Origin of the sequence: Romboutsia lituseburensis DSM 797 (assembly GCF_900103615.1) — a bacterium.
GTDB classification, from domain to species: Bacteria; Bacillota; Clostridia; order Peptostreptococcales; family Peptostreptococcaceae; genus Romboutsia_F; species Romboutsia_F lituseburensis.
In genome coordinates, this window is record NZ_FNGW01000022.1 from 1 (window position 1) to 5,611 (window position 5,611).

At 27.4% G+C, this 5,611-nt stretch carries 3 protein-coding genes; 1 reads left to right on the forward strand and 2 read right to left on the reverse strand.

The genetic code is table 11. From position 1 onward, the window contains the following. Positions 1–272: 272 nt before the first annotated feature. On the reverse strand, positions 273–1,466 hold the full coding sequence (locus tag BLP75_RS17825; RefSeq protein ID WP_092727887.1) for a chloride channel protein: 1,194 nt from the start codon (positions 1,464–1,466) through the stop codon (positions 273–275). 529 nt (positions 1,467–1,995) lie between these two features. Here BLP75_RS17825 and BLP75_RS17830 point away from each other — a divergent pair. Continuing rightward, complete coding sequence (locus BLP75_RS17830) at positions 1,996–2,637, forward strand: transmembrane-type terpene cyclase (RefSeq protein WP_092727888.1); 642 nt, start codon at positions 1,996–1,998, stop codon at positions 2,635–2,637. Positions 2,638–2,845: 208 nt separating this feature from the next. Here BLP75_RS17830 and BLP75_RS18540 read toward each other — a convergent pair whose 3' ends face one another. Beyond that, on the reverse strand, positions 2,846–5,170 hold the full coding sequence (locus BLP75_RS18540; RefSeq protein WP_278335064.1) for a pectate lyase-like adhesive domain-containing protein: 2,325 nt from the start codon (positions 5,168–5,170) through the stop codon (positions 2,846–2,848). Positions 5,171–5,611 lie beyond the last annotated feature (441 nt).

Here is a 5,611-nt window from a genome sequence, read left to right on the forward strand (position 1 = left end):
ACCCTTCATAATTTCACTGGCATAGTCAAATACTTCTATTTCTCTTTTCATAATTTCCTCCTCGTAAAAATATTATATTTTAATAATAGATTAGTATACACTCATTAACAAGTACGCACTTTTTAGTAAGTTACTACAAAATTCATTGATGGTATAACTAAAATAATAGATTCTTTTATTCAATTCTTTAAATCTATACATAACTTATCCTATCCTAAAAACTATATTTTATCTTTGCGATTTCAAAAACTTTTTTAATAACATATGATGTTTTATTGATGGAAAATGTAAAATAAAAATATAATTATTTTCATAAAAAAACTCATATTCAAATGAATATGAGTTTTCGTAGATTTCAATGGTGGAGACGAATGAATAGTATTAATTGGAAAGAAAAATATCAATAAAAATATAGCTACAAACATATTTCCTATAGCTTTAGTTGCAAGACCTGTAACTATTATAGCCAAGCAAAAAACTGGATCTATAGAAAATAACTTAGATACTCCATAAGCTAGACAGCTCCCAGAAAATATTAAAGGAAATATATGTCCGCCTCTATGCCCTGTTGATAAACATATTTCTGTCAATAAAAGTTTTACTAATGATAATAAAATAAGCATATAAGCAGATATGTTATTCCACTCAACAACTAACTCTCTTAATCCATGTTCTCCAGAAAATAATGTTCCAGGGAAAATAGTTCCTAATATACCTATTCCTAATCCTCCAATTATTCCTTTTAGTATTTTTTTATTTTCAATAGGCTTTAATATCCTATGTAGTACTAAAGCGTACATTTTGTATATATATGCAAGTAACATGGCTATAATAATTAATGGTATAAACCAAATAATTTCTTTCAATCCAATATTACTTTGTCCAAATTTAACTATAAATGAAGGTCTATTATCAAATTTTGATAATAGCATAAATACTAAAAAACCAGCTATCGTTGTTACAGTATAAACAATTACTTTTATTTTCTTTATTATATGTCTATTTTCTGAACTTTTTTCACTTAGCGTATATATCCCAAATAAAGGCGCTCTAAATACAAGCCCTGCACTAACTTGCATACTATATCCTATTAGTTCATCTGAATACTGATTAACAACATTCTTTTTCTTAAATCGTTCTTTCATTTTATCTCCAACAAAGGTAATTATACCTCCTGCAATACCTGATAGTGCAGCCTCTGGACCAACACTTGCACCAAAGAATAGTATCGTTAATGAGTTTATAATAGAATATTTTAATGATTTATACTCTACTCTTTTATTTTTCTTAAATTCTTCTAAAGTTTGGTCCATATATTTTGGATATTCGCCAAAATGTTTTTGCGTTATTCCGACTAATATACCACCTATACTTGCAACTATTAAAGTCCAATATTTTATATTGAAAAGATCTTTTAAAGTATGCCATATAAAGTGTGTCCCTACATTTACAATTCCTAAAAACATTCATGTTAAAATACCTACAAATGCACCCATAAGTGCGCCATTAAGCATTAACTCTAAATCTAACTTTACAACTTTTTTATCCAATGAATTTCCTCCTTAAGTTGCTCTTAAATAAAGTTTTCCTCTATAAGATAATTTATATTCTAAATTCAAAATAAGGTTTTAATAGTGTTTTTTCAATCTTCGATAAACATGTATTACAGTTATATAGCTTAGCATATACAACTTCTGACTTATAATCCTCTGATTCAGCTAACAATTCGCTTGCTCTATTATCAAATTTTATCTTATTTTCATTTAAAATATCCGAGTTATTTAAAAAGGCATAAAATTGAGTCGGTAAAAATCTGATTTAATAGCTATTATGTGTAACCTCTGCCCCATCCATAAACCACTGCATCGAAACTAATAAAACAACCTTCTTATCTTTTTATATAACTTAAAAGATCGTTCATTATTGGTATTAAATCTTTCTCTTTAAAAGTATATTGTATGTACATACGTCATAGGTATCTAAAGGGGTGTTTTTTTGAGTGTCGATATAATCTTACAAGGCTTAAGTGGATTATTATGGATTATAACTTACATATTAATAATTAATAGAAGTATTAAAGATAAAACCTATGGTATGCCATTTCTTGCAATGTGCCTTAACCTCTCATGGGAATTCGTATTTGCCTTTATTTATAAGACTGATATATTTCATCAGGTAGTATGCTTAATATGGTTTGTTCTTGATTTAATGCTAGCTTGTACATTTTTCAAATATGGATATAAGGATTTTAAGAATAAATATTCTTTAAGTAAAATATCATTCTTGATATTGATTAATTTTACGTTAATATCTTCTTTTATTTTTATGATTTTAGCGCCATCAGATTTTGGTATTTTATTTCATGGTGATATTATTCAAACAGCAGGCTTTATAGCTTATTTGCAAAATTTATTAATGTCTATATTATTTGTTTTAATATTTTTAGAAAGAAAAAACTTAAAAGGCCAGTCTATTTTTATAGCAATATTTAAATGGTTAGGAACTTTGTCTGTGAGTATTATGAAACTTAGCAGTATGGTTTCATCAAATCCAACTGAGTTATTTATTATATTTTTAATTCAAATCTTTGATATTTTGTATATCTATTTACTACTTAAATTCTATAGACATAAGTAATACTAAAGTATCAATGAAGATATTTAAGGCTATCCTTTTTCCACTCTAATTTATCTAAATTTATCAAATTTTACATTATCATTTTATTATTTATTCTATTATTCAAAATAAAAAAACGTATTGACTACTAAATCAATACGTTTTTCATTAACTTTAATTGTGGAAATGAATCGTAAGAATAATACCCACAACAAAATATTTCATTTAATTACTTTATCTTAGTAGCTACTCCACTTGAGTTTATTTTCCATCCGTCAATTACAGTATTTTTAGCCATTGCGCCACTGCTATATAAATAATACCACTTTCCTGATATCATTTGCCATCCTGTTGCCATTGCTCCGCTATTTTTTAAATAATACCAAGTTCCATTTACACTTTTCCAGCCCGTTGCCATTGCTCCACTATTCTCTAGATAGTACCAAACTCCATATACATTTTCCCAGCCTGTTGCCATTGCTCCGCTATTCTTTAAATAATACCAAGCTCCATATACATGTTTCCAGCCTGTTGCCATTGCTCCACTATTTTCTAGATAGTACCATACTCCATATACATTTTGCCATCCAGTTTTCATTCTATAGTATTCATCAAAATAGTACCATGTACCATATATATTCTGCCAACCTTTTTGCTTTATACCATCTTTATAAAAATACCATATATTATTTTCATATTGCCAACCTTGTTTTCCATCCTTAGGTAATTCTGGAGCTGATCCTATTCTATTTTTAGTATTATAATAACCTGTTCCATCTTTATCTCCTGCAAAGTCTAACAAATTATTCTTATCATAGATTTTAGTAAGTTCTCCAATATGTTTAGCTTTTATTGTATATGTATTTCCTATTTGCTGTAAGTTTCCATTTATATATAACTTAAGAAACTTATCTGGAGAAGAATCATATTCTGAATAACCATCTACTAGTATTGCCTCCGTATCAGTTGTTTCTACTATAATATCTCCTTCTAGAGATATCTCTGACTTGCCTTCTATCTTTAATACATTTCCATTCTTATTTCTTACCTTAACATTTTTTAATGCTATACTTTTAGATCCCTTATAGTATATAGATGATTCATTTTCTTTTAAGTCTAAATTGGTATTATCTATATCTGTATTAGTTATTTTAGCATCTCTCCACCACATAGTACCTACTTTAGTATTAACTAGCTTGCTATTTTCTAAATTATTTACATTTACTTCACTATTTTCTATAATACTATTTGTTATAGTTCTTGCTATAACCGACTTAGCATTTTTTATAGTGCAATTTTCTATTTTATCACTACCAGAAGATACTTCTATTTGTATCTTATCTGTAGTTATATTTTTTATACTAACACCTCTAAAGATAGTCTCGTCAAACCTTGTAGTTAATATAGGTTTATTGATTGTTGACTTGCCTATTAATTCTTTATCCAAACCAATTGTATCTATACGCTTATTTTCTTCTTTAGATATGGTTATATCATTTAACATTATTATCGTTTGAACGGATGAATTCTTAAGTGCTAATATTAACTCGTCTTCTGTTGATACACTTACTGTACCTTCACTTGCATTTGGTAATTTTGGTTCTTCACCTATTCGTTGTTTAGTATTATAATATCCAGTTCCAGAACTATCTTTTCCTTTAGAAAGTATATTATTTTTATCATAAATTTTATTATAATGGTCATCCTGTTCTGATTTTATTGTGTATGTATTTCCTATTTGTTGTAAATTACCATTTACATATAATTCATTATTTTCATTTATTAATAATATCGCTTCATCTTTGTTTGTTTCTAATATTATATCCCCTTCTAAAAATATATCTGTTCCAGGACTTCGGTAGTGGCCTTCTACCTTTAATGTATGCCCTTCTTTGTTTCTTATTCTAATATTTTTTAAAATTAACTTTCGACTTGGATCTGCAGGTGAGCCAGAGGAATAAGGTTCCACAGTTATCGATGCTTCTCCCTCTTTTAAGTCTAGATTTGTATTATCTATGTCTACATCAATTAGTTTTGAATTAATATATGTTATTGTAGTATTAGTTAAATTGCTATTTTCTAAACTATCTATACCTATTTTAGCGTTTTTTATAGTACAACTTTCTATTTTACCATAATAGTCATAAATTTCTACATTGTCCATAGTTATATTTTTTATATGTAGCCTACTCCTACCTGAATCACTAGATTTAAATTTAACATCTTTAAATGATGTTGTTAGCATAAATTTATCCTTTGTTGATTTTCCTATTATTTCTTTATCTCTACCTACTATATTTACTACTCTTGCATTTTCTTTTTTTGATATTGTTATATCATTTATCATTATCACTTGTTTAACTGACGTGTCTTCTAGCGCTGATATCAGCTCATCCTCTGTTGATACTTCTACTACAGTTTTTTTTGTAGCCTCTCTTTCAATTTTATAATTATCATTACTTTCTAAAGCATACGTGCTTTTGACTGGTCCAATACATATTCCTAATGATAATATACTTAAAACTAGTACTATGTATTTTTTAAATATTGTCACTTATTATCCCCCCCCTATTATTTTGATTTATACTATACTTTAATTCAGTATAAAAATCTTAATCTTAAATATAGCCTTCCTTAAGTATTATATATCATCCTCCATGTCATTTTATGTCCCATTTTGCGTAGACTTTAATCTTATGCTATTTCTGCTTGAATTTTTAGTTGGGGTTTTGCTTGTTACGCTATCCAAAAACATATAATTTTTTAATTAATTTCTAAACATATTAAAAACAGTTATATCAGAATGATATAACTGTTTTTAAATTTCAATAGTGGAGACGATTAACAGGAATCATACCCACGATTTAATTTTATACATTTGTACACAAATTTTCACCTAAAGGTGTTTGTGTACAAATAGTGTCCTATTTCTATTTACTCTTCTATTATATATGCACCAACAATCTCGCCATAATAAGCCGTATGGAAATCCTTA